Here is a 2,510-nt window from a genome sequence, read left to right on the forward strand (position 1 = left end):
CCCGCGGCGGGTCAAAGTGAGCATAGTAAACTAAGTGCTCAAAATCTATTCATTTGTGGTTAAATTTAGTGTTATTTTTTTATTTTTTTACGCATCGACTCTCCCTTAATATCGATACGGTGAGCTGTGTGAACAAGCCGATCCAAAATAGCGTCAGCAATAGTTTGTTCTCCTATCATTTTATGCCAGGCTTCCACAGGTAATTGCGAAGCAATAATAGTACTGCGTTTACCATGACGATCTTCAATAATTTCCATTAAAGCATGTCGATTAATATTGTCCAGAGCTTTAAGTCCAAAGTCATCCAAGATTAATAACTCTTGTTTTTCCAGTTTACCAATCATCTTTAAATAAGAGCCATCAGCTTTAGCTGTTTTTAATAAGGTAAAAAGCTTATTAGCATTGTAGTAAACCACCTTGTGTCCAAGAGCACAAGCTTGATGGCCTATGGCAGAAGCTATATAGCTTTTTCCTGCACCAGTACTGCCTGTTATGAGGATATTTTAGTTATTCTTAATAAAATCGCAGCTCGTAAAACGCTGGATCTGGTTCTTATAAAGTGCTCTTAAAGGATCGTAATCTATTGCTTCTATAACCGCATTATACCTAAAATGTGCTGACTTTGTCAAGCGGTCTATTTTACGATTTTGACGATCATCCCATTCGGATTGGGTAAGATATGCTATGAGTTCATCACTAGTGTAATTGATGCTCTCAGGAGCTAAACTACTTTCAAAAGCTCTGTGCATACCAAAGAGCCTTAGTTGCTTCATTTGTTCTAATGTTTTTGTTTTTGTATTCATAATCTAATTTATTTGTAATAATGACTGCCTCTGATGTTCTTATGATTAGGGATATCTATAGACGCTTCTGTATCTTCTTCATCGAGTTCATCCCACCCGCTTTTCAGGATTCTATCTATCATATTATAATTGTATGAGTTATAGTCTAACGCCCGTTTACAGGCATTGTCCAACCGTTGTTTTCCTACTTTTTTAGCCAGATGAAGGATACCTAAACAGGATTTGTAAGATTGCTCTGGATGTTGTTTTTTATCTAAAATTTCAACAATCATGGTGTGGCAATGCACACCTATTTGACTGGCCCAGTCGATAAACTTTTCACTGATCCACTCACTGACAAACCTATGATGTGAAGGCATGTGCTCCTTTGTGGTGGTATAGCCATATTTCTGGCGCTCTCTGGCATGGAAGGTTAAGAGTTCATTCTTGTGATAAATCTCTATAACACTTTCCGAGTATATAACCTTAACACGCTTGCCTATATGTTCATAGGGCACGCTATAATAATGCTTGTCTTTACTGAAGTATATATGACTGTTTTTATGAACGGTAGCTCTGGACTGCTTCTTAATTTCATAACGCTTTTCAGGCAATGGTTTCAAGGCTTGTTTCTCTATTTCTTCGAATAGAGAATATCTGGAGTACTCGCGCCCCCTAAAAGACATGGCATTATGCTTTTTAAGCTGTTCTAATATAGCATTATTAAGTTCTGCTATACTGTGGAAGGTTTGATTGCGAAGTGGAGCAAATACACGTGTGTATATGATACGAACCGCATTTTCTACAATGGCCTTATCACGAGGTCTGTATGCTCTTGTGGGGAGTACTGCGGTTTCATAATACTCTGCAAAATCAGCAAAATCGGCATTAACTCTGGGCTCGTAGCGACTACTTTTACTAGCGGCTGCCCGAAGATTGTCGGGAATCAAGGCCTGGGGCACCCCTCCATAGAACCAAAGAGCATTTTCTACACAAGCCATAAAGTCCTCTTTCTTTTGGCTCTCACAGGCTTCTACGTAAGTATACTGCTACTGCCCAAAACACAGACAAAGACTTCCAAATCCTGGATCTCGCCTGTATGTTTGTCTACTATGGAAAGTTTCTTTCCTGTAAAATCTATGAATAATTTATCACCGGCTTTATGGGTAAAATGCATCACTGGAGACACTTCCTTGGTCCACTCGCGATACCAGTATCTAAACTGGGATAACTTATATCCATCAGGGTGCTTTGTGTAGTATTCCTGCCATAAAAGTTCTTTAGTGACACCGGTTTTACGAAGTTCCTTATCAAAATAAGGAAAGTATTTTTCTAATATAACAAGCTGTTCTGGTTTGGGTTTTTGGTCGGATTTAAAAAGCCTGTCCAACTCTTCTAAGGTCATAGCTGAGATTTCATAACCTGTAAGCTGATAACACTTGAAGAAATCGATGTACTTAACAATGGTATTGCGTGAGATACCTAACTGAAGGCTTATTTTTCGTTTGCTAACACCTTCTGAATAAAGCTTAAATATCTGTTTTACTTTTCGCATATCTATTTGTTTATTGGCCATGATCTTTTTGATTATAAGATCGGTAATGCCGTACAAATAGAATCGATTTTTAGTGGCTCACTTTCGTTCGCTGCAGGTGGCTCAGTTTCATCAGCCGCGCTATGCTCACTTTAATCCGCTGTGGGTGGCTCAATATAGCCGGTTTTTGCACA

General features: G+C 38.6%; 2 protein-coding genes and 1 pseudogene. All 3 read right to left on the reverse strand.

The genetic code is table 11. The features are described 5' to 3' along the window. Window positions 1-71: 71 nt before the first annotated feature. The 3 genes and pseudogenes from istB to ICJ84_RS17040 all read right to left on the reverse strand — a co-directional run bounded on the left by istB (window position 72) and on the right by ICJ84_RS17040 (window position 2,358). Window positions 72-803: pseudogene (gene istB, locus ICJ84_RS16530) on the reverse strand (IS21-like element helper ATPase IstB). A gap of 8 nt (window positions 804-811) precedes the next feature. Then, entirely contained in the window at window positions 812-1,783 is a 972-nt protein-coding gene (locus tag ICJ84_RS17035; protein ID WP_241748782.1) for a Mu transposase domain-containing protein, read from the reverse strand. A gap of 32 nt (window positions 1,784-1,815) precedes the next feature. Beyond that, window positions 1,816-2,358: a helix-turn-helix domain-containing protein gene (locus ICJ84_RS17040; RefSeq protein WP_241748783.1), complete on the reverse strand. Its 543-nt coding sequence runs from the start codon at window positions 2,356-2,358 to the stop codon at window positions 1,816-1,818. Window positions 2,359-2,510 lie beyond the last annotated feature (152 nt).

Origin of the sequence: Aestuariibaculum suncheonense (assembly GCF_014596935.1) — a bacterium.
In the GTDB taxonomy this organism is placed as follows: Bacteria; Bacteroidota; Bacteroidia; order Flavobacteriales; family Flavobacteriaceae; genus Aestuariibaculum; species Aestuariibaculum suncheonense.

Bases quoted from the DNA above. Each gene is read 5' to 3' on its own strand.
- ICJ84_RS17035 (WP_241748782.1), bottom strand. From the start codon at position 1,783: ATGGCTTGTGTAGAAAATGCTCTTTGGTTCTATGGAGGGGTGCCCCAG.
- ICJ84_RS17040 (WP_241748783.1), bottom strand. From the start codon at position 2,358: ATGGCCAATAAACAAATAGATATGCGAAAAGTAAAACAGATATTTAAG.